20 protein-coding genes and 1 riboswitch are annotated in these 19,869 nt (G+C 33.4%); of the genes, 16 read left to right on the top strand and 4 right to left on the bottom strand.

Translation table 11 applies throughout. The features are described 5' to 3' along the window. Positions 1 to 2 precede the first annotated feature (2 nt). From trmD to DFR80_RS02715, 6 genes are all read left to right on the top strand, one after another. The gene (trmD, locus tag DFR80_RS02740) at positions 3 to 761 is read left to right on the top strand and encodes a tRNA (guanosine(37)-N1)-methyltransferase TrmD (protein ID WP_076543570.1); all 759 of its coding nucleotides are present in this window, start codon (positions 3 to 5) and stop codon (positions 759 to 761) included. Further along, a complete protein-coding gene (locus DFR80_RS02735; protein ID WP_114489147.1) occupies positions 748 to 1,332 on the top strand; it encodes an RNA methyltransferase in 585 nt (194 codons plus the stop codon). The genes trmD and DFR80_RS02735 overlap by 14 nt, the downstream gene beginning before the upstream one ends. A 32-nt stretch (positions 1,333 to 1,364) precedes the next feature. After that, entirely contained in the window at positions 1,365 to 1,718 is a 354-nt protein-coding gene (rplS, locus tag DFR80_RS02730; RefSeq protein WP_076543568.1) for a 50S ribosomal protein L19, read from the top strand. An 87-nt stretch (positions 1,719 to 1,805) separates the two neighbouring features. Further along, entirely contained in the window at positions 1,806 to 2,690 is an 885-nt protein-coding gene (ylqF, locus tag DFR80_RS02725; RefSeq protein ID WP_084566041.1) for a ribosome biogenesis GTPase YlqF, read from the top strand. Further along, positions 2,680 to 3,492 carry a ribonuclease HII gene (locus DFR80_RS02720; protein ID WP_114489146.1) on the top strand — a complete coding sequence of 271 codons (813 nt, stop codon included), beginning with the start codon at positions 2,680 to 2,682 and terminating at the stop codon, positions 3,490 to 3,492. Before ylqF ends, DFR80_RS02720 begins: the two co-directional genes overlap by 11 nt. A 73-nt stretch (positions 3,493 to 3,565) precedes the next feature. Continuing rightward, positions 3,566 to 4,012, top strand: coding sequence for a QueT transporter family protein (locus DFR80_RS02715; RefSeq protein ID WP_076543566.1), 447 nt, complete (start codon positions 3,566 to 3,568; stop codon positions 4,010 to 4,012). Here the strand turns inward: DFR80_RS02715 and DFR80_RS02710 are convergent. Then, a complete protein-coding gene (locus DFR80_RS02710) occupies positions 3,995 to 5,518 on the bottom strand; it encodes a YifB family Mg chelatase-like AAA ATPase (RefSeq protein ID WP_114489145.1) in 1,524 nt (507 codons plus the stop codon). The genes DFR80_RS02715 and DFR80_RS02710 overlap by 18 nt on opposite strands. Before the next feature lie 65 nt (positions 5,519 to 5,583). Next, positions 5,584 to 5,949, bottom strand: coding sequence for a YraN family protein (locus DFR80_RS02705; RefSeq protein WP_076543564.1), 366 nt, complete (start codon positions 5,947 to 5,949; stop codon positions 5,584 to 5,586). A gap of 218 nt (positions 5,950 to 6,167) precedes the next feature. Continuing rightward, a riboswitch (cobalamin riboswitch) is annotated at positions 6,168 to 6,355 on the top strand. A gap of 140 nt (positions 6,356 to 6,495) precedes the next feature. Here DFR80_RS02705 and DFR80_RS02700 point away from each other — a divergent pair. From DFR80_RS02700 to DFR80_RS02680, 5 genes are all read left to right on the top strand, one after another. After that, positions 6,496 to 8,316, top strand: coding sequence for a TonB-dependent siderophore receptor (locus DFR80_RS02700; RefSeq protein ID WP_114489144.1), 1,821 nt, complete (start codon positions 6,496 to 6,498; stop codon positions 8,314 to 8,316). A 38-nt stretch (positions 8,317 to 8,354) separates the two neighbouring features. Next, positions 8,355 to 9,464 (top strand): energy transducer TonB, encoded by a 1,110-nt coding sequence (locus DFR80_RS02695; RefSeq protein ID WP_158537672.1) that lies wholly within the window; start codon positions 8,355 to 8,357, stop codon positions 9,462 to 9,464. A 15-nt stretch (positions 9,465 to 9,479) separates the two neighbouring features. Continuing rightward, positions 9,480 to 10,112 carry a MotA/TolQ/ExbB proton channel family protein gene (locus DFR80_RS02690; RefSeq protein ID WP_076543561.1) on the top strand — a complete coding sequence of 211 codons (633 nt, stop codon included), beginning with the start codon at positions 9,480 to 9,482 and terminating at the stop codon, positions 10,110 to 10,112. Next, positions 10,096 to 10,518, top strand: a complete 423-nt coding sequence (locus tag DFR80_RS02685; RefSeq protein ID WP_076543560.1) for a biopolymer transporter ExbD — start codon at positions 10,096 to 10,098, stop codon at positions 10,516 to 10,518. The genes DFR80_RS02690 and DFR80_RS02685 overlap by 17 nt, the downstream gene beginning before the upstream one ends. Before the next feature lie 68 nt (positions 10,519 to 10,586). Further along, positions 10,587 to 11,363 (top strand): SIMPL domain-containing protein, encoded by a 777-nt coding sequence (locus DFR80_RS02680; RefSeq protein WP_076543559.1) that lies wholly within the window; start codon positions 10,587 to 10,589, stop codon positions 11,361 to 11,363. 37 nt (positions 11,364 to 11,400) lie between these two features. Here DFR80_RS02680 and DFR80_RS02675 read toward each other — a convergent pair whose 3' ends face one another. Both DFR80_RS02675 and DFR80_RS02670 read right to left on the bottom strand, forming a co-directional pair. Beyond that, complete coding sequence (locus DFR80_RS02675; RefSeq protein WP_076543558.1) at positions 11,401 to 12,072, bottom strand: TrkA family potassium uptake protein; 672 nt, start codon at positions 12,070 to 12,072, stop codon at positions 11,401 to 11,403. Positions 12,073 to 12,105: 33 nt separating this feature from the next. Continuing rightward, positions 12,106 to 13,596 (bottom strand): TrkH family potassium uptake protein, encoded by a 1,491-nt coding sequence (locus DFR80_RS02670; protein WP_076543557.1) that lies wholly within the window; start codon positions 13,594 to 13,596, stop codon positions 12,106 to 12,108. Between the two features lie 159 nt (positions 13,597 to 13,755). Between DFR80_RS02670 and dprA the strand changes: the two genes are divergently transcribed. The 5 genes from dprA (at position 13,756) to hslU (ending at position 19,775) form a co-directional block, all read left to right on the top strand. Next, positions 13,756 to 14,901 carry a DNA-processing protein DprA gene (dprA, locus tag DFR80_RS02665; protein WP_076543556.1) on the top strand — a complete coding sequence of 382 codons (1,146 nt, stop codon included), beginning with the start codon at positions 13,756 to 13,758 and terminating at the stop codon, positions 14,899 to 14,901. Positions 14,902 to 14,965: 64 nt separating this feature from the next. Next, complete coding sequence (locus DFR80_RS02660) at positions 14,966 to 15,454, top strand: DUF494 family protein (RefSeq protein WP_076543555.1); 489 nt, start codon at positions 14,966 to 14,968, stop codon at positions 15,452 to 15,454. A gap of 24 nt (positions 15,455 to 15,478) precedes the next feature. After that, positions 15,479 to 17,557, top strand: coding sequence for a type I DNA topoisomerase (gene topA / locus DFR80_RS02655; protein WP_114489142.1), 2,079 nt, complete (start codon positions 15,479 to 15,481; stop codon positions 17,555 to 17,557). Between the two features lie 279 nt (positions 17,558 to 17,836). Next, positions 17,837 to 18,406 (top strand): ATP-dependent protease subunit HslV, encoded by a 570-nt coding sequence (gene hslV / locus DFR80_RS02650; RefSeq protein ID WP_076543553.1) that lies wholly within the window; start codon positions 17,837 to 17,839, stop codon positions 18,404 to 18,406. Beyond that, complete coding sequence (hslU, locus tag DFR80_RS02645) at positions 18,378 to 19,775, top strand: ATP-dependent protease ATPase subunit HslU (protein WP_199505763.1); 1,398 nt, start codon at positions 18,378 to 18,380, stop codon at positions 19,773 to 19,775. The genes hslV and hslU overlap by 29 nt, the downstream gene beginning before the upstream one ends. Positions 19,776 to 19,869 lie beyond the last annotated feature (94 nt).

Here is a 19,869-nt window from a genome sequence, read left to right as displayed (position 1 = left end):
TTATGTTTTTTGATATTTTAACTCTTTTCCCGGAAATGTTTGCGGGACCTTTTAGTGAGAGTATTTTAAAAAGAGCCAGAGAAAAAGATTTGATAGATATAAAAACAGTAAACATCCGTGATTTTGCTGAGGATAAACATCATACAACAGATGAGCCACCATACGGTGGAGGAGCTGGAATGGTGATGAAGGCAGAACCGATCTTCAAGGCCTGGCAGAATACTCAGGATAAGAGAGGGCAAAAATCAAAAACTATTTTAATGAGTCCGCAGGGTGAAGAATTGACCCAGGATTTAGTTAAGGATCTAAGCCAGGAGCAGGGTTTAACAATAATCTGTGGCCGTTATGAAGGTGTGGACGAACGAGTCAGAGAAACAATTATTGACCGGGAAATTTCTATCGGTGATTATGTACTTACTGGTGGAGAACTGCCGGCAATGGTTCTTGTTGATTCAATTTCCAGACTTTTGAGTGGAGTACTGGGAGATGAAAATTCTTCTAAAAAGGATTCGTTTTATAATGGCCTTTTAGAACATCCTCATTATACCAGACCACGAGAATTTAATGGCCTCAAGGTTCCTGATGTATTACTAAGTGGTAATCATCAGTTAATTGAGCGATGGCGCAAAAAAGAGTCTTTAAAAAGAACTCTTTTAAGAAGAAAAGATTTACTGGAAGATAAAAAACTTAGTGATTTAGAAAAAGAATTACTTAAAGAAATTAAGCTGGAACTAAAGGGTGAAGTTGATGGCAAAAATTGAGGCAGATGTTTATCTTGGCTTAGTCCATAATCCTATTTATAATAAACTGGGTGAAGTTATAACAACAACTGTAACAAATTATGATCTACACGATATAGCAAGAGCTGCAAAAACCTATGATATCAATAAATACTATATTATCAATAATCTTAAATCACAGCAGGAATTGGTAGAAAGAGTCAGAGATTACTGGACTGGTGGTCGTGGTGCTGATTATGTTTATAACCGTCATCAGGCTTTTTCGGTGCTCGAGATTGCTTCAGAACTTGAGGAAGTAAAAGCAGAAATCCGAAAAGAAACCGGTCAGGAGCCTCTGCTGATTGCTACTGATGCTCGTGAATATCCAAATACAATATCCTATAAAGATATGCGCAGTGAATTACAGCAAATTGACCGCCCGTTTTTAATTATTTATGGAACCGGTTATGGTTTAACCAAGGAGATGGTTGCTGACTGTGATTATGTGCTTTATCCTATCTGGGGTAGGGGAGATTTTAATCATCTTTCAGTTAGAAGTGCTGCTTCAATTATTATGGATCGTCTGTTGTCTGATCCCTGGTGGGAGGCATAAAATTTAATTATTTTTTGAGAGGAGGTTTATAGATGAACATTATCAATGAAATAGAGAAAGAACAAATTCGTAATGATATCCCCGAATTTGCTGTTGGCGATACATTAGATCTAAAAGTATTAATCTCTGAAGGTGGAAAAGAAAGACTTCAGCCTTTTAAAGGGGTTGTAATTAGAAGAAATGGTGGTGGTTTAAACGAAACCTTCACTATTCGTAAAATTGCACACGGTGTTGGAGTGGAAAGAACTTTCCCATTACATAGTACTAAACTTGATACTATTAATGTGGTACGCCGTGGTGATGTTAGAAGATCTCGTCTTTACTATCTGCGGGATAGAAGAGGTAAGGCTTCTAGAATTAAAGAAAAAAGAGAAGAAAGAAAATAATTATTTTAAGGTGGGGGTTTTCTCCACCTTTTTTCAATATTTATGGACTTAAAAAATATTCAGAAAAAGTTTTAAGGAGTTTTGATTATGATACAGTGGTATCCCGGCCATATGGCCAAAGCAAAAAGAATATTAAAAGAGGATTTAAAGTTAGTTGATATTGTAATTGAGGTTGCTGATGCTCGAGTTCCGATTAGCAGTCAGAATCCTGACTTAAGAAAATTAATTAATGAGCAGGCTAAGGTTACTGTTTTAAACAAAAAAGATCTGGCTGATCCAGCTTATAATCAGAAGTGGATCAATTATTTTCAAAAACAAACCGGGGAAGATGCAGTTTTATTAAATTCATTAACTGGTGAGGGAGTTAGTGAATTAAAGAGTATTTTAAATAATACCTATGATCAAATAGCATCAAAACTATCTAAAAAAGGTAGAAATCCTCGCCGTCTGCGAGCAATGATTATTGGAATTCCTAATGTCGGAAAATCAGCTTTAATTAATCTTTTAGCCGGTTCTAATATTACTACTATTGGTAATAAACCGGGTGTAACCAGGGGGAGACAGTGGGTCAATGTCAGCAAAAAGGTGCGCCTGCTTGATACTCCCGGAATTTTATGGCCTAAATTCAGTAGTGAAGATAAGGCCTATAAGTTAGCTCTAACCGGTGCTGTGGATAATGACATTTTTGATTTTGAGCTGGCAGCTTACAAATTGATTAAATTCATTATTGAAATTAATGAGGATATTCTGCTTGATGCTTACAGTCTTGATTATTTAGAAGCTCATCCCTATGATATTTTGGCAGATATTGCCCGTAAAAGAGGATGTTTGATGACCGGTGGTAAGGTAGATCGCAACCGGGCAGCAGGAATTATAATTAATGATTTTAGAGATGGCAGGCTGGGCCAGATAACTTTAGAAAAGCCAGCAGAAGCTGAAAATTTAAAAGCAGCTGATCACAATGAAAAATAATGATTTGAATTTACCAGAATTCAGTCAGCTGACTGTTAAAGAAGTAAAAAAATTTACTTCTGAGCTGAAAGTTAAAAAGGAGATGCCTAAAATAATCGAAATTCTAAATCAGGATTCTCGTAAGGGAGTTCAAAAGATAGCTGCCAGGTTGGAGCGTAAAATAAAAAAGCAGCAAAAAATCAGGGCTAAGTGGGAGCAGATGAACCAGCTTGAAACTGAGCTTGCCGCTGAAGGCTATCAGGTAATTGTTGGTCTGGATGAAGCCGGTAGAGGACCCCTGGCAGGTCCTGTAGTAGCTGCTGCAGTGGTACTGGATCCTGAAGCGAAGATTTATGGTTTGGATGATTCTAAAAAGTTATCTAAAAAGAAAAGAGAAATCTTATTTTCAAAAATCAAAGCCAGAGCAAAGGTTGGGATTGGCCAGGCTTCAAGTAGTGAAATAGATAAGTATAATATTAGGGAGGCGACCTTTGTTGCTATGAAGAGAGCAGTTAAAGATCTGCTGCCAGAGCTGGATCAAAATCCTGAACTTCTACTTGTTGATGGAAATGCGGTTATCCCTAATTTAACAGTGGAGCAAAAAGCAGTTATTAATGGAGATGCAGATGTAAATGCTATTGCAGCTGCTTCAATTATTGCCAAAGTAACGAGAGATAATATTATTTTTGAATATGCAGAAAAATTTCCTCAGTATAATTTTAAATCAAATAAGGGCTACGGTACAGCTGAACATATTGCTGCTTTAGAAAAATATGGCTCTTCTCCAATCCATCGTAAATCCTTTGGCCGAGTTCCTGAATAGTATTGATTTTGATTTAAAAATTTATTATTTGTTTAAAATAGAAAGTTACAATTTTTTTGAAAGGAGATGAAAAATGAATACAAAAAGATTAGCCCGCGGTGCAGCTATTACTGCTCTATATGTAGTTATAACTTATTTTTTAGCTCCAATAAGTTTTGGTCCGATTCAGTTTAGAGCTGCTGAAGCTTTAACTGTATTGCCAATTTTATTTCCGGAAGCAGTTCCTGCTTTATTTTTAGGAGTACTGCTGGCCAATATTATTGGAGGGCTTGGTTTAGTAGATATAATTGGTGGTAGTCTGGTTACTTTGCTGGCGGCTTATGTTACCTACAAAAATAGTGATAATATTTTTGCCTATTTAAGTCCAATTTTATTTAACGCATTTTTGATCAGCATCTATCTTCATATTTTATTTGAACTGCCTTATTGGTTAAATGTAATCCAGATTGGTCTAAGTGAGGCAGCTGTTGTTTTAATCCTTGGTGTACCCTTAATTAGATATCTAAAGCAGCATTTCTGATTTTTCAGCATACCAGCGAAAGTCAATAGCTTTAATCAGATCGGATTCTGTAATTTTAGAATTGGAGTTTAAATCAGCAATAGTTCGGGCTACTCTCATTAGCCTTATATAACCACGAACACTTAATTTGAGGTTCTCATAGGCCTGGTTTAAAACTTTTTTACCTCTCCTGTCAGGCTGACAGTATTTTTCTATATCTTCTAACATCAATTCCGAATTTTTCTTTATTTTTGTTTTTTCATATCGTTGAGCCTGCATTAAGCGGGCTTTTTTTATTTTCTTAAGATAATTAACTTCTTTTTCGGGGATATTTTTAGTTAGGATTTCATCTTTTTTTAAAGGAAGAACTTCAATTTGTAGATCAATCCTATCTTTTAGTGGTCCTGATAGTTTCTGCTGATAGCGGACAATATCTCTTTTTGAACACTTACATTCTCTATCTTTAACTCCAGCAAAGCCACAGGGACAGGGATTCATTGCAGCTACAAACTGAAAATTTGCTGGGAAATAGTAACTTCCCTGCTGGCGGACAATTTTAATTTCCTTTTTTTCCAGTGGTTCTCTAAGATTTGCCAGAACAGAATTTTTGAATTCCGGCAGCTCATCCAAAAAGAGGACACCATTATGAGCCAGAGATATTTCTCCAGGTACTGGTATCTGACCTCCACCAATTAGAGCAGCCGAGGTAATAGAATGGTGAGGAGCGATAAAAGGACGGTATTTCTTTTCTAAATTGAGTTCTTTCAAGTTATTATTAATACTGTAGATAGAGGCTGTTTCCAGCAGTTCTTTTTTGTTGAGTGGGGCCAGCAATTTTACTATTGATTCTGCCAGAACAGTTTTACCGCAGCCCGGAGGCCCAATCAAAAGTAAATTGTGTCCGCCAGCTGCAGCTGTGATTAGAGCATTTTTAGCATTTTTTTGACCTCTGATCTGACTTAACTCTGGATAGTTTAGAGTAGAATTTTGATTTGAATCAGATATAAAATTATTTTTTTCTGCTGCTTCTAAATTATTAACATCACGCAGATGTTTAAGCAAAAATGGTGTTAAATTTTTAACCAGCAGGGCTTCTTTTTGATTTGCCTGAGGTATAATAGCCTGGAGATAATTATTTTCGGAAGCGGCAAGCAGCATGGAGAGTAGTCCTTTTACATGATTAATATTACCATTTAAATTTAATTCTCCAGCAAAAAATTTATTTTTTTTATTTTTAATATTAATCTGTCCCGAACATTCAAGCAGCACTGCAGCTATTGCCAGGTCAAAATGAGATCCATATTTATTAATATTTCCCGGGGCCAGATTAACAGTAATTTTTTTGACCGGCCATTCAAAACCAGAATTAATAATTGCTGAGCGGACTCTTTTAGCTGATTCTCTAACAGTTTTTCCGGCCAGACCTACAATATTAAAACTGGGTAGCCCTCTTGAAATATCTACTTCAACTTTTACCATTTCTGCTTTAACACCATAAATAACAGCTGAATAAAGATAGGAATACATTTAGATTTCTCCTTCCCAATAAATGTATATTATATTTTTAGTTACTTAAATTCTTATAATTTAATTTAGTCAATTATATTTTTAAAATGTTTCAATTTATCAATTCTTCTGGCAGCAGGATCAATTTTTAAAGCAATCAGGTCAAAACGGATTAAACTTAAATGGATGTTTTTTTCAGAGAAATAAAAGATAGCGGCTCGACGCAGGTGAGCAATTTGTTTATAATAAAGAGATTGGGCCAGCTCAATATAGTTTTCGGAGCTGCGGCTCTTAACTTCAATAAAAATTGTGTAATTATTTTTAGCAGCGATAATATCAATTTCTCCAAATTTATTTCTATAATTCCTTTCAATAATATAATAACCCTCCTGTCTTAAATATTTTACTGCAATATCTTCACCGATTTTTCCAATTTTATTGTGTAAAGCCATCAAAATACCTCCTTAAATAGAATATATTATATAATTATGTAAAAATATAGAAACTCCTGCATAAAAATTATTTTTTTATTATAATCTGGGAGAGGATAAATAATGACATATCTAAATAAGTAATTTCTATAATATTCAAAAGATAATTATTTTGCAATATTAAAAATTAATTAAAGGAATTCAGCTAAATTTAAAGAATATTATTTATTAGAAAAGAAAATAATGTTCTCTTTTTAGGTGCTTCTTTAAATTAGAAGATAATAGGGAATCAGGTGAAATTCCTGAACGGGTCCGCCACTGTTAATCAGTAGGCCGATTAATTACCACTCACTCATCAATAGTGCTGGGGAAGGTAAATCGGTAAAGCTGTAAAGTCAGGAGACCTGCCTGAAAGGATGGCAGCCATCTTCGAGACAGGACTGGTTGTGGGCTAACTATATCTATTATGACACCCTCAATGTATCCTTAGGGTGTCTTTTTCTATTTATTTAGCCTTTTTTGTCTTAGGTGGCTGTGAGCAGACAAAAACTTAAGGAGGAATTATTTATGTTAAGGAAAACAGTTTTAGTCATGCTTACAGCACTCTTGATTTTAGCAGTGCCGGTAAGTGCCCAGGAAGAAGTTATGGAATTGGATGAAATTGTTGTGACAGCAAGTCGTTATCAGGAAAGTATTATGGAGACTCCAGTCAGTATTGAAGTTATTGATCAGGAAGAGATAGAAGCTAGCAATGCCAGAAATTTAGCAGATCTTCTACAGGATGCTGGTGGAGTTTATATTAAAAATTTTAGTGGCTTAACTGGAAAAAAAGATGTAATAATTAGAGGAGCAAGACAGGATCAAATATTATACTTACTCGATGGACAGCCTTTAAATAGTCCTCAGGATGGGGTTATTAGGTTAGAGGATATACCAATTTCTATTATTAAACGAATTGAAATTTCTAAGTCTGCCTCATCATCAATTTATGGAGCAAATGCTATGGGTGGAGTAATTAATATTGTAACTCAAGCTGCCGATAAAGATAATGAAACAGAGGTTAATTTTGGTTTTGGCTCATATAACACTCAAAATTATATTCTGACAACAAATTATAATTTTGATAACTCTTCAGTATTTATTTCTTACGACAAATTGAGCAGTGATGATCATCGAGATGATCCTGATCAGAAGTCAGCTTTAGATCGGGACGATATTTTTATCAAGTACAAATATAATCTCAGTAAAAGATCTAACTTAAATTTTACATACAGATATAATAATACTGAATCGAATTATCCTGGTTCAGATGCAAATGATGATTATGGTTTTCGTGATGATCAGGATAAAAACATTAGAATCTCTTTAGATCAAAATTTAAAAAACAGAGACAGAACACTTTTAGTCTACAATAATGAGCGGGAGATGTATGATAAGACTAGATATCCAGCGTCAATGTTTGGACCAGCAGGTTATAATATAACTGATGTAGATATTTTAAAAAGAGGTTTAAATTATAAAGAAACTAATTATAATTTTGATAACCACACAATAAATTATGGTTTTGAAATAATAGAAAATGAAGTAGAAGATAATGAATTATCAACTAATAATACACATGAAAATCTTAACAAAGCCTTATATATTCAGGATAAGTTTAGATTAAATAATAATATTTTTGTTTATGGTGCTAGATATGATGATCATGATGAATATGGAGCAAATCTTAGCCCGAAATTTGGCTATATCTATGAATTAACTGATAACTGGAATTTTAATTTTAATTATGGAGAAGCTTATAGAGCTCCAACATTTCTTGATTTATATGGTTTTGGAGGTAATGAAAATTTAAAGGCAGAATCAGGAAAAACTTTTGATCTTGGATTTAAATATTTAGATTCAATCTGCAGAAGAGAAATTACATTTTTCCAAAGAAATTTTGAGCAGTTAATTACTTATAATTCTAATACATCTATGATGGAAAATATTGATGAAGCTGATATTAAAGGAATTGAGTTATTAACATCAAGAAGCTTTGATGATAATTGGACTATTGATTTTGCCTATACCTATTTAGAGGCTAGAGATGATAGTGTAGACGGTCAGTCATTAAATATGCCCTATAATCAGCTTGCATTAAATGTAAAGTACGACAAAGAAAATTATAATTTTGTATTAGACAATAGCTATGTTGATGAAACAAACTCTTATGGTGGAGGTAAAGTAGATTCTTATTTCATCTCTGATTTAAAATTAGTTACTGATTTAAGCGAAAGCAAAGAATTAGCTTTTGAAATTAACAATCTTTTCGATAAAGACTATGAAGTAGTAGATGGCTATCCAATGCCTGGTCGTAACTTTATGGTTAACCTCAGCACCAAATTTTAGTTAAACCTACAAATTAACCTATAGAAAGGATGATGATAATGAAGCAAAAATTAATATATCTAACTGCCTTCCTCTTATCATTATCCCTTATCCTGCTGCTGGAAGCCAGCTCTCTCAGGTTTCTAGCAGAGGATATAAAACCTTTAGACAAAAATGAGGTTAAGGTTGAACTATTATTATCTGCTTCTAATAATCCTGCCGAAAATACTCAGAATGAAGCTGACAGAGAAAGTTCAGCTGAAAATGCGCTGGCAGCAGAATTAGAGCCAGAAGAGGAAGTAGATAAAAATAGTTCAGAACCAAGAGACGAAGAAATTAGAGATAAAAAGAAAGAAAATGTCAAAAAAGTTGAAGCTCAAGAAAATATGGAAACTACAGAAACTACGGAGGCTCAAGAAATTGAGGAAGAGCTAGAGGTTCAGGAAAATCCGGAAGTTCAGAAAACTGATGCAGAAATTATAGAAGAGAAAGATCCACCAGCCAAAACAACTGAAGAAAAAGAAACTGCAGCAGATAATAGAGATGAGCCGCCGCCCTGGCTGCAGAATTCATCAAATAAGTTAGAAAAAGAAAAATCTGAGCAACCGGAAGCTAACAATCAAAAAGAAAAATTTGATTTAGATAGTTTTATAGCCAATTTGGAGGCGGATGCAGACGAAAATATTGATCAAACTGCAGAGAATAAGAATCAAGATAGAGAGGATATTCAATCAAATCAGGACAGCGTTTCTGAAGAAAAAAATAATAATAAAGCTCGTGATAAGGGTGTAACAGAAGATAAAGCTTCAGCTAATAGTCCTCTTAATTCTAATGAGGAGCAAAATAAAGTCAGTCAGGAAAATAAAGTTTATGATTTAAGAAAAGACAGATCAAATTCAATTAAAAAACCAGGAATAATAAATTATTCTCAGCCAGAATATCCTTCTAACTTGAGGAAAAGAAATATTGAAGGTGAAGTAATAATGTCTTTGCGAATAGATAAAGCTGGTAAGCCTCATGATTTAAAAATCAGTCAGAGCTCGGGTTATGATTCTTTTGATCAGGCTGCTCTTGGTGCAGTTTCCAACTGGAGATTTGAAGCTGCAGAAAAAGATGGTAATAAAGTTGAGGTAATTGTTAATCTGCCAATTCGTTTTAAGTTAAATTAAATGGAGGTAAAATTTATGATTACAGAGTTTATTGAAACTGCAGGTATTGCTGCATACCCACTACTTTTAGCAGCATTTTTAATGATTTTTATAGTTTTTGAGAGGAGTATAATATTTTTTTTAAATTATAGACAGATTAATAAGGATAAATATTTAGAGGCAGTTCTTAATTTTAATGATAATAAACAAAAAGCCAGTATTTTAAATAATAAAAAAGGAATAGCTGCTGAGATTTATAGTAATACTTTAACTAAAAAGCCAAAAAATAGAGAAGAGTTTAACTTATATCTCGATGCAGAAGAAGTTGATAAACTACCACAGCTTGAAAAACATTTAGGATTTTTAAATTTTATTGCTCAGGTTTCACCAACCATAGGTCTGCTGGGGACAGTGAGCGGGATGATCAAAACATTTCAGGTTTTAGGTGTTGGGGGCAGTCCGGAGCAGATGGCAGTAGGAATCTCAGAAGCTTTATTTACCACTGCTGCTGGCTTAATTATATCAATACCTGCTGCGGCTTTTTACCACTATTTTTATGCTAAAATAGAAAAACTCCATAATCAGCTCAATAACTTAAGATTAGAAAGTGAGAGTATTCTTTATAAAAAAGAGATTAAGGAGCTGAATAATAATGAAATATCAGTCTAAAAAGAAAAGTTCAACTTTAAATCTGGCTCCAATGATAGATATTGTTTTTCTGCTTTTAATTTTCTTTTTAGTATCTTCTACACTGCAGGGAGAAGAAGCCCTATATAATATTACCATACCGGACAGCAGTATCGGTCAGAGTTCTGAGCAGAAAAGTATAAGTATCTTTTTGGATCAACAAAACCAGATATATTATCAGGAAAATGAATACACCAGGCAGCAGCTGGATAAATTATTTGCTGAATTAAATGCTGGCCCGGTAGAAAAAGTTAAAATCTATGCTGACCAGGAGAGTAATTTTGCTTCACTGGTATTTCTTATAGAAAAATTTAAAAATAACGGCTATCAAAATATTTCTTTTGCTCTTCGAGAAAAAAATAAAAAAGGATTTTACCAATCTTATTAGAATTATATAATTAAGAGATTAGTTAATAAGCAAATAAAGAGCATTATTAGTAAATGGAGGGGTAATTTATGAACAGAAATGTAGGTATGTTTTTAGTTTTTATAGCTTTAATTTTATTATCAGTGATAGTAGTTAATGGTCTGTATTTTAATACTCCAGCTGTAGAAAAAGCAGAAAAAGAAACATCAGTAGAAAAAGTAGATCAAGATTATATTACTACTAATTTAAGTATCAGCCAGCAGCAGGAATATGATCCTGATATTGTAGATGTTGTACTTGGATTTGAAAATGAAGACACAGAGCAGTCAGCTGCTGTAGAAGCAAATAATAAAATAATGAGTAATCTAATGACTATTTTAGAGGCGCAAGAACTGGAAAAAATAGAAACACAGGGTTTTAGAGTTTATCCCTATACCAGATATGTAAAACAGGACGAAGAAAATGTTGAAAAAAAAGTAACCTATTATCAGGTGAAAAATCAGATAAAATTTAGTTCAAAAAATTTAGGAGAATTGCCTGTTCTTCTTGGTAGATTGCTGAATGCAGGGGCAAATAGAGTTGTTAATGTAAACTATCGTTTAGAAAGTAATGAAAAAGCATTAGAGGAAGTTACAGCAGCGGCCTTGAGCAGCCTTAAAGAAAAAGCCTCCTTCATGGCAGAAAATTTGGGCAAAGAAAATTACAGAATAAAAGAGCTTAATTTTAGCCAGCAAAATATTTATGGCAGTGATGCTTTAAGGTCATTAAGTAGAAGTTCAGAAGCAGCAGATTTTTCTGAAGTGCCTCTTGCAGAACAAAAAGTTAATATTAGTGTTTCACTTTCAGCTGAATTAGAGTTATATTAAAAAAAGAAACTGAGTGCAGCAACTGCACTCAGTCTTTTTATTTATTTAAAAGGAAATCAGCAGCGCTTTCCATATCATCTTTTGAGGCGACCAGAAAAACCTGGTTGCCAGCAAAAATTTCTCTATTTCCTCTTGGAACAATATATCTGTCCTGAGCTTTGTCATAAATTCCTGCGATTACACAATTTTCAGGAAAAGTTTTTTGACTTACTATATCAGAAATTTTCATTCCTGAAATTGGAGATTCCGGGGGTATAGTTAAAATTGAAACTTCAGCTTTGCCATCTCCCAGTGATGCTACTTTGCGGACATCAGGTTCTTCAATGTCTGTAATAAAACGATCCACAATCAACTCCATTGTAGCTGCGATATTTGTAGCTCCAGCCATCTGATAAGCATTTTCGTACTCAGGTTCTCTCATTCTCACCAGAATTTTATCAACTCCAAAATTTTTGGCTAAAAGTGAAAAAGAAAGGTTATCTGCATCATCTCTCATAACAGCTATTGCCACATCGCATTTTTCTATTCCAGCTTCTTTTAAGATATCGATTCTGGTGGCACTACCCAGTACAGTTACTGCCCCATATCTACTGTATATTTTTTCTGCAACACTCTGTTCTTTTTCAATCACAATTACATCGTGCTTTTGAACAAGATTTTTAGTAAGATTTCTACCTGCAATACCTCCACCAGCAATAATTATATACATATAAATACCTCCATTTTCAAAATAATATAAAGATTATTTCTCCCAGGCTTTTTTAGTAAATAAAATAATTATCGGTAAAATTTCAAGCCTTCCGGCCAGCATTCCTATTATATAAGTCATTTTTATAATTGGAGAGAGTGAAGCCATTTTTTCTACTGAAAAGAAAAAAGGACCAATATTTCCCATGGCTGAAAACATGCCTGAAAAAGCCTGCCAGCCATCCAAATCAGAAAAGATAGAAGTAATAATACCTCCTACTACAATTAAAACCAGCCAGAAAGAAAACAAACCTGTTAGTTTATTTATTTCATCACTATCAATAATACCCTGATCAAGTGTTACCGGTAGAACAGCATGATCTGGCAAATAAATTTTTTTAATTTCTCTTTTAAATAAGCGTCCCAGGATATTTAGTCGCATTACTTTAATACCACCAGCAGTAGAGCCAACACTACCCCCAATTAGCATAAAAACTAGAAAGATCTGTCTGGCTGCTGCCGGGAAAAAAGTAGAGTTAATATCATGAGTTCCAAAACCTGTAGTAGTTATAATAGAAGTAACCTGAAATAAAGTTTTTCTAAAGATTTCTTCAGCGTTAAAATTACCAGCAGTATTTAAAATAATAATCAAAATAGTAATAAAAATTGTCGAATAAAGAATTAGCTTGATAAAAGTTTTTAATTCACTGTTGTTTTTAATACTTTTGTAATTTCCAGTAAAGAATCTAAAATGAAGCAGAAAATTGACTCCGCCTAAAAACATAAAGAAAGTAATTATATATTCAATTAAAATATAATGAGAATAACCACTATTAGCATAATGGGCAATGCTTGCATCATAATGAGAAAATCCTCCGGTAGAAAGTGTAGTAAAACTGTGAGTAAAAGCATCAAAAACAGATAGGCCCAAAAAAATTAGAATAATACTTTCTAAAAACATAAAGCCTAAATAAATCATCCAGAGAATCTTTACAGTTTTAAAGATATTTGGAACCGGCCGCGAAACATTAATTTTATGACTTTCCGCACTAAAAAGCTGCCAGGTTTCTCCCTGAGCTCGAGTAGAAATTAAAAGAAAAAAAGTTAAAATTCCAAGTCCTCCCAGGAGCTGCATTAAACTGCGCCAGAAAATTATAGATTTTGGCATTAAATCAAGACCGGTAAAAACGGTAATCCCAGTAGTAGTAAACCCACTTACAGCCTCAAAAAAAGAATCAATGAATGATTTTTCGATGCCAATCATAAAAGGAAGAGCCCCAAGTAAGGAAACAATAATCCAGCCTGTAGCACAGAGCAGCATGGCGGTAGTTAAATCAATATATATATTTTCTGGATCTGTTGGTAGTTTTAGAATTGTACCAGTAATTAAAGAAATTATAATCGTATAATAAAATGCCTGATAAATATTATTACCATCCTGATAGATAAAAGCTAGAATTAGAGGTATAACTATAATAAAAGCCATAATAAAGGCTAGAATACTTAAAAAATATAAAATAGTATTATACTTAGTAGATTTTAGCAATAAATTTACCTCCTTTAGATTTTTGATAATTTCTGTTAATTATATTATTCAAGGATCGAGGGTTATTTCCTTTTTTAACTTAGATATAATTGATTGAAACAAAAATTGATTTTAGTATTTTTTAGGTATATAATATAATTAAAACTTAGGAGGTAAAATATGGATATAAATGCTGCTGTAATAATTTTTTTAAATCAGTTAAGTGGTTTTGGACCGCGAACGATAATTAACTTAACAAATAAACTTGAGAATCTGGAAAAACTGTGGTCATTAAATAAAAGATATTTAAAAGAGCTTGGTCTGACAGATTCTAAAATAAAACATTTCAATCGAAAAAAGAAAAAATTTGATGCCGTAAAAATTTTAAAAAATTTAAAAAAAGAAAATATAAATTATCTTACCTTAACCGATAAAGATTATCCAGACAGATTAAAGGAAATATACGATCCCCCTCCTGTTATTTTTTATCGAGGCTGCTTAAACTTTCAGTTGCCAGCAGTGGCAGTGATTGGTTCCAGAAATTCGACTATTTATGGCCGCAAAGTGGCAGCAAAAACAGCTGAAACTCTGGCTGATAAAGGAATTAATATAATTAGTGGGCTGGCAAGGGGTATAGACAGTACAGCCCATCAAGGTGCCCTGAAGGCGGATTATGGTATAACAACGGCTGTTCTCGGAAATGGCTTCAATTATCTTTATCCTTCTCAAAATAAGTTATTATCAAAAAAAATAATAAAGCGGGGATTGATGCTGACAGAATTTAATCCTAATATTGCTCCCAGGGCAAAAAATTTCCCCAGAAGAAATAGAATAATTAGTGGATTAGCGGATTTAATTCTGGTGGTAGAAGCCGGAGAGAAAAGCGGTACTTTAATCACAGTAGATTATGCTCTAGATCAGGGCAAAGATATCATGGCAGTACCGGGAAATATTGACCGCCCTGCTTCGATTGGTTGTAACAGATTAATAAAAAAAGGGGCAGCTATCTTTACAGATATAAATGATATAATTGATTATTTAAGCAGATACTTACAAAAAAACAAATGTCATCATAATGAATTTATAGATGATAATAAGCAAATTGCTTCTGTTTATCCAGAATTAAATAGGGAGGAAATTACTGTTTTAAAACTTTTTCAGCATGAAATAGAAATATATTATGATGATTTATTAAAATTAAGTAATTTGACTACAGAAAAATTGGATCAAATACTGGTAAAATTAGAACTGATGAACCTGATAATTCGTTTAAAAGGGAAAAAATATCAGTTTAAGGGTTTACAAAATCTCCTTAAACCAATATAATAATATACTAGTTAAAGATTTTCTTATGGTAGGGAGGTCTAAACGGCAGAAATGCCAGAATAATATGAATAAAAAAGTTATAGAAATCTTAAGCATTCTTATTCAGAAAATGCTCCATGATGAGGATCTCTGGCGAAAACAGGACGATATTATAATTGAACTTGAAGATCAGGGATATACAATTGAAGATATTAGTGAGGCATTTGAAGTTATATTTAGTGAAGTTATTTCAGTTGAAGATCGTGATTTTTATATAGACTACGAAATGAATAGTGGCTATAATAGAGTATTTACTAAAGTAGAGAGCTTTTATTTTAGTAATGAAATAAAAACAATAATTTATAAACTTAATAGACTTGGTATTTTATCAGCAGATGAACTGGAAATAATAATTTATAGAATGATGCAGGTTGCATCAGTAGATGATTTAAGAGCTGATCTTGTCTGGGATATAATAAATGATGTTGTAGATGATTCTGAATTAATGATTACAATATCAGCTGAAATTAACGAATTTGATGGAAATTTTTCAAAACAGCAGAGAGTAAACTAAGAGTTTACTGGAGGTATCAATTTAATGGCAAAGAAAAAAAAGAATCTAGTGATTGTTGAATCACCAGCAAAGGCAAAGACTATAAAAAAGTTTTTAGGCAGAAATTATAAAGTGGAAGCTTCTATGGGACATGTTCGTGATTTACCTAAAAGTAAATTAGGTATAGATTTAGAAAATGATTTTGAACCAAATTATATAACGATCAGAGGTAAAGGTAAGACTTTAAATAAATTAAGAAAAGCAGCCAAAAAAAGTGAAGATGTTTATCTTGCGACTGACCCTGATAGAGAAGGAGAGGCTATTTCCTGGCATTTAGCTTATGCTTTAAAGTTATCTGATACAGAAAATAACAGAATAGAATTTAATGAAATTACCAAAAATGCGATTCAAAATGCAATCAAAAACCCACGTTCAATTAATAAAGATCTGGTCGATGCACAGCAGGCGAGAAGATTATTGGACAGACTTGTGGGGTATCGTTTAAGTCCCTTACTCTGGAAAAAAGTTCGTAAAGGTTTAAGTGCTGGTAGAGTGCAGTCAGTTGCTGTAAGAATCATCTGTGAGAGGGAAGAAGAAATTCGCAATTTTGAAGAAGAAGAATACTGGACTTTAGAGATTTTTCTTAAAAATGAAAATGGTGAAAAGCTTAAAGCAGATTTATATAGAATTGATAATAAAAAGTTTAATCTGGAAAGTAAAGAAGAGGTTGATCAGGTAATAGCTGATATTAAAAAAGAAGAGTTTGAGATAGTTAAAGTTAAAAAGCGAAAAAGAAGACGTAATCCTAAATCACCTTTTACAACTTCAACTTTACAGCAGAGAGCTTCTAATAAGCTTAATTTTACTGCTAAAAAGACTATGTACCTGGCTCAGCAGCTTTATGAAGGTATAGATATCGGCAGTTCAGGTACAGTAGGTCTGATTTCTTATATCAGAACTGACAGTACCCGACTTTCTAATGAAGCAAAAAATGGAGCTAAAGATTATATTTTAAATAAATTTGGTGATAAATTTTTAAAGAGTTCTAAGAAAAAATCAAAGAATAATAATAATGCTCAGGATGCTCATGAGGCTATTAGACCTACTGATACTCAGAGAACTCCTGAGAAGATGAAAAAGCATCTTTCCAAGGATCAGTATAAATTATATAATTTAATCTGGAAAAGATTTGTAGCCAGTCAGATGAGTCCAGCTCTTTATGAAAGTATTTCAGCTCAGTTTAAGGCTGGAGATAAATATAAATTTAGAGTCAGCGGTTCTCGACTTTTATTCCCAGGTCATTTGATTTTAACTGGTAAAGAAAAGGAAGATGATATTGATCTTCCAGTTTTAAAGGAAGGTGACGGCTATAGTTTAATAGATACAAATCCCGAGCAGCATTTTACTACACCACCTCCCAGATATTCTGAGGCAACTCTGGTAAAAACACTGGAAGAAGAAGGTATAGGACGTCCGAGTACCTATGCGCCTACACTTTCAACTATAGAATCTCGAGATTATGTAAAAAAAGATGGTCGTTATTTTGAACCAACAGAACTTGGGGAGACTGTAACTGAGCTGTTGACTGAATATTTTCCGGATGTAACAGATGTTGAATTTACTGCTGAACTTGAAAAGAGACTTGATGAAATAGAAAATGGAAATGAAGACTGGAAAAAAATCTTAAGAGATTTTTACGAACCTTTTTATGAGAGACTTGAAAATGCAAGAGAAAATATGGAAAATGTTCAAATAGTTGAGGAAACAGATGAAGTCTGTGATAAATGCGGTAGCCCAATGGTTGTCAAATACGGGCGTTATGGTAAATTTTTAGCCTGCTCAAGTTATCCAGAATGTAAAAATACAAAACCCTATTTGATTAAGACAGGGGTTGACTGTCCTGAATGTGAGGATGGAGAGATTATAGAAAGAACTTCCAAAAAAGGTAGAACTTTTTATGGATGTAGTAATTATCCTGACTGCAATTTTATGAGCTGGAATAAACCGGTTAAAAAACCATGTCCTGAATGCGGCAGTTTAATGGTGGAGAAAACTACCAAGGCTAAAGGTAAACATTATAAGTGTACTAATAAAGAATGTGGACATACAGAAAAAGCAGACTAATTAACCAGAAAAATTAGCTTTCTCCAGATTGATTAGCGTTATTTCTGGAGAAAGCTTTTAGAAACCTTGTTAGGAAAGCGTTTGCAATAATAATGATAACTAATAAAACTAAACGCTGCCTATGTAAAAGATTAAAAATTGATTAAAATATTGTGAAATTTAGAGCGATAACTTGACTTTTTTGATCTTTTCATGGTAATATAAACAAAATAGATTAAAATATTTTGAATCATGTGACAATTTAAAAAATATAAGCTTATAAGTAAAGGAGGTTCTAAATTGTCAATTACAGATTTTGATGCAACTACCATAGTTGCTGTGAAACATAATGGTTGTATGGCTTTAGCTGGAGATGGTCAGGTCACTCTGGGCAATACAGTTATGAAGAGTACAGCCAGAAAAGTCAGAAGATTATATAATGGTGAAATTTTAGCTGGTTTTGCCGGGACATCTGCAGATGCTTTTACTCTGTTTGAAAAATTTGAGGGTAAACTGGAAGAATATCATGGAAGTCTGCAGCGGGCAGCTGTTGAGCTGGCCAAAGAATGGCGGACAGATAAAATTTTGCGAAAACTTGAAGCTTTGCTAATTGTTGCGAATCTGGAGGAAATCCTTATAATTTCGGGTAATGGTGATGTGATTGAACCTGATGGCAATATTACTGCTATTGGTTCTGGTGGCCCTTATGCACGTGCGGCTGCTACAGCACTTTCAGAACACAGCCAGGGTCTGAATGCCGGGGATATTGCCAGTGAAGCACTTAAAATAGCGGCTTCTATTTGTATTTATACCAATGAAAATATTACTTTAGAGGAGTTGGATGGAGGTGAGTCTGAAACAGGTGATTAATCAATTAACCCCACAGGAAATTGTTGCTGAACTTGATAAATACATTATTGGACAGAATAAAGCTAAAAGATCAGTTGCAATAGCTTTAAGAAACAGATACAGAAGAAAACTGGTTAAAGATGAGATGAAAGATGAAATCATTCCGAAAAATATTTTGATGATTGGACCTACTGGAGTTGGTAAAACTGAAATTGCACGCAGACTTGCTAAAATTGCCAGAGCTCCATTTATTAAAATAGAAGTGACTAAATTTACAGAAGTAGGTTATGTTGGCCGTGATGTTGAGTCTATGATTAGAGACTTAACTGAATCAGCAATCAGAATGGTAAAGGAAGAAAAAATGGAATCAGTCGAAAAGGAGGCTGAAAAACAGGCGATCCAGCGAATTGTTAATCATATGTTCCCTGCTAAATCAAAAGGGAAAGATGATTATTATTCGAACTTGGTTGATGATATTAATGCTTCTAACTCTGATACTGACGATCGGGTTGCTGCCAGAAGAAAAAGAATGTTTAAAAGAATTAAAGAAGGTAAGTTAGATGATCAAAAAATAGAAATCGAAGTAGAAGAAAGTAATTCTCAGATGATGGAAGTTTTTTCTGAATCTGGTGTGGAACAGATGGGAATTAATTTTCAGGATATGCTGGGCAATATTTTTCCAAATAAAAAGCAGAAAAAGAAAGTTACTGTTGCTCAGGCAAAAGAGATGCTTAAAGATGAAGAAGCACAAAAATTAATTGATATGGATCAGGTTAAGTCAGAAGCGATTGAAAAAGTAGAAGAAGATGGAATAATCTTTTTAGATGAAATTGATAAAATAGCAGGAAGAGAATCAAATTCGGGGCCTGAGGTTTCTCGCCAGGGTGTTCAGCGTGACATTTTACCGATTGTTGAAGGATCAACTGTAAGTACCAAACATGGTTCAGTAAAGACCGATCATATTCTCTTTATTGCTGCAGGAGCTTTCCATGTATCTTCGCCGGCTGATTTAATACCAGAACTTCAGGGGAGATTCCCTTTACGGGTGAATTTAGATAGTCTCAGTCGCGATAATTTTAAAGATATACTGTTACTACCTCAGAATTCTCTGGTTAAACAGTATAAAGCCTTACTTGAAACAGAGGGTATAAAAATTAATTTTACCGAAACTGCAATAGAGGAAATTTCCAGCTTTGCTTATGATATTAATGAAGAGACAGAAAATATAGGAGCCAGAAGGTTGCACACAATAATGGAAAAATTGCTTGAAGATCTTTCCTTTGAGGCTCCAACTATGGCAGACAAAAAAATTGATATTGATGTAGATTATGTAAACGAAAAACTGAAAGATGTAGTTGCAAATAAAGACTTAAGTAAATATATTCTATAAAAGACTTTCCCCATTTTTTAAAATAGCAAAAACTATCCGTACTGTCACAAGGGTAAAGAAAGCCTTAAATTCTTTTGTGATCGACGTTTTTTGT

The sequence above is a fragment of the Halanaerobium sp. ST460_2HS_T2 genome (assembly GCF_003337665.1).
Taxonomy (GTDB): domain Bacteria; phylum Bacillota; class Halanaerobiia; order Halanaerobiales; family Halanaerobiaceae; genus Halanaerobium; species Halanaerobium kushneri.
Note: the sequence above shows the minus strand (reverse complement) of the source record. Positions and strands in the feature narration are given on the sequence as shown.

What these genes read in the sequence shown, in the direction of transcription:
- trmD (WP_076543570.1), top strand. Translation starts at nt 3, where the DNA reads ATGTTTTTTGATATTTTAACTCTTTTCCCGGAAATGTTTGCGGGACCT.
- DFR80_RS02735 (WP_114489147.1), top strand. Translation starts at nt 748, where the DNA reads ATGGCAAAAATTGAGGCAGATGTTTATCTTGGCTTAGTCCATAATCCT.
- rplS (WP_076543568.1), top strand. Translation starts at nt 1,365, where the DNA reads ATGAACATTATCAATGAAATAGAGAAAGAACAAATTCGTAATGATATC.
- ylqF (WP_084566041.1), top strand. Translation starts at nt 1,806, where the DNA reads ATGATACAGTGGTATCCCGGCCATATGGCCAAAGCAAAAAGAATATTA.
- DFR80_RS02720 (WP_114489146.1), top strand. Translation starts at nt 2,680, where the DNA reads ATGAAAAATAATGATTTGAATTTACCAGAATTCAGTCAGCTGACTGTT.
- DFR80_RS02715 (WP_076543566.1), top strand. Translation starts at nt 3,566, where the DNA reads ATGAATACAAAAAGATTAGCCCGCGGTGCAGCTATTACTGCTCTATAT.
- DFR80_RS02710 (WP_114489145.1), bottom strand. Translation starts at nt 5,518, where the DNA reads ATGTATTCCTATCTTTATTCAGCTGTTATTTATGGTGTTAAAGCAGAA.
- DFR80_RS02705 (WP_076543564.1), bottom strand. Translation starts at nt 5,949, where the DNA reads ATGGCTTTACACAATAAAATTGGAAAAATCGGTGAAGATATTGCAGTA.
- DFR80_RS02700 (WP_114489144.1), top strand. Translation starts at nt 6,496, where the DNA reads ATGTTAAGGAAAACAGTTTTAGTCATGCTTACAGCACTCTTGATTTTA.
- DFR80_RS02695 (WP_158537672.1), top strand. Translation starts at nt 8,355, where the DNA reads ATGAAGCAAAAATTAATATATCTAACTGCCTTCCTCTTATCATTATCC.
- DFR80_RS02690 (WP_076543561.1), top strand. Translation starts at nt 9,480, where the DNA reads ATGATTACAGAGTTTATTGAAACTGCAGGTATTGCTGCATACCCACTA.
- DFR80_RS02685 (WP_076543560.1), top strand. Translation starts at nt 10,096, where the DNA reads ATGAAATATCAGTCTAAAAAGAAAAGTTCAACTTTAAATCTGGCTCCA.
- DFR80_RS02680 (WP_076543559.1), top strand. Translation starts at nt 10,587, where the DNA reads ATGAACAGAAATGTAGGTATGTTTTTAGTTTTTATAGCTTTAATTTTA.
- DFR80_RS02675 (WP_076543558.1), bottom strand. Translation starts at nt 12,072, where the DNA reads ATGTATATAATTATTGCTGGTGGAGGTATTGCAGGTAGAAATCTTACT.
- dprA (WP_076543556.1), top strand. Translation starts at nt 13,756, where the DNA reads ATGGATATAAATGCTGCTGTAATAATTTTTTTAAATCAGTTAAGTGGT.
- DFR80_RS02660 (WP_076543555.1), top strand. Translation starts at nt 14,966, where the DNA reads ATGAATAAAAAAGTTATAGAAATCTTAAGCATTCTTATTCAGAAAATG.
- topA (WP_114489142.1), top strand. Translation starts at nt 15,479, where the DNA reads ATGGCAAAGAAAAAAAAGAATCTAGTGATTGTTGAATCACCAGCAAAG.
- hslU (WP_199505763.1), top strand. Translation starts at nt 18,378, where the DNA reads ATGGAGGTGAGTCTGAAACAGGTGATTAATCAATTAACCCCACAGGAA.